The 977-nt window shown below is 37.1% G+C and carries 1 protein-coding gene; it reads left to right on the top strand.

Features of this window, described 5'->3' with window-relative positions; all coding sequences use genetic code 11:
• On the top strand, positions 1-977 hold a 977-nt coding region (gene grdC, locus EG57_RS0224920), incomplete at both ends, for a glycine/sarcosine/betaine reductase complex component C subunit beta (RefSeq protein WP_032079776.1).

Genomic DNA, 977 nt, shown 5'->3' with positions numbered 1-977 from the left:
GAAGGAATAGACTTGCCTGAAATAGAGAAGCTAATAGAAAATCATATAGCTGAAGGGTTATATGATAATGGCAAGCTTGTTGGTTGTGTAAAAAGAGCACATGAATTTGATAAAAATTTAACTTCACATATAATTGTTGAAAATTTAGCTGTTAAGGCTTCAGGAGTTCTTGCATTAATGCATCTAGTAAAGAATTCAGGAGTAGATGTTAATGAGGTAGAATATCTAATTGAATGTTCAGAAGAAGCTATAGGTGATATGAATCAGAGAGGCGGCGGAAACATAGCTAAGGCTTGTGGCGAAATTGCAGGAATTAAAGGTGCTACAGGCTCAGATATGAGAGGCTTTTGTGCTGGCCCTTCACACTCAATAGTTGCAGCAGCAGCATTGGTTAAAGCTGGAATTTATAAAAATGTAATAGTTTTTGCTGGTGGAGCTACTGCTAAGCTTGGAATGAATGGTAAAGATCATGTTAAAAAGGGATTACCTGTTTTAGAAGATTGCTTAGGAGGATTTGCAATACTAATATCTGAAAATGATGGTGTAAGTCCAATATTAAGGACAGATGTAATAGGAAGACACAGCATTGGACATGGTGCTGCACCACAAGCAGTTTTGGAAGCATTGGTTTCAGATCCATTAAGTAAGAATGGACTAAAAATTACCGATGTAGATAAATTTGCTCCAGAAATGCAAACTCCAGATTTAACAGAACCAGCAGGAGCAGGAGATGTTCCAACTCAAAACTATAAGATGATAGGAGCGCTTGCTGTAAAGAGCGGACAATTAGAGAGAAAAGAGTTAGCAAATTTTGTTGTAAAGCATGGATACCCTGGATATGCACCAACACAAGGCCATATACCATCAGGAGTGCCTATAATTGGTCATGGCATTGAGCATATAATGGCAGGAAAATTAAATAACTTTATGTTAATAGGAAAAGGAAGCTTGTTCTTAGGAAGAATGACTAACTTGTT

This window comes from Clostridium drakei, assembly GCF_000633595.2.
In the GTDB taxonomy this organism is placed as follows: domain Bacteria; phylum Bacillota; class Clostridia; order Clostridiales; family Clostridiaceae; genus Clostridium_AM; species Clostridium_AM drakei.
Note: the sequence above shows the minus strand (reverse complement) of the source record. Positions and strands in the feature narration are given on the sequence as shown.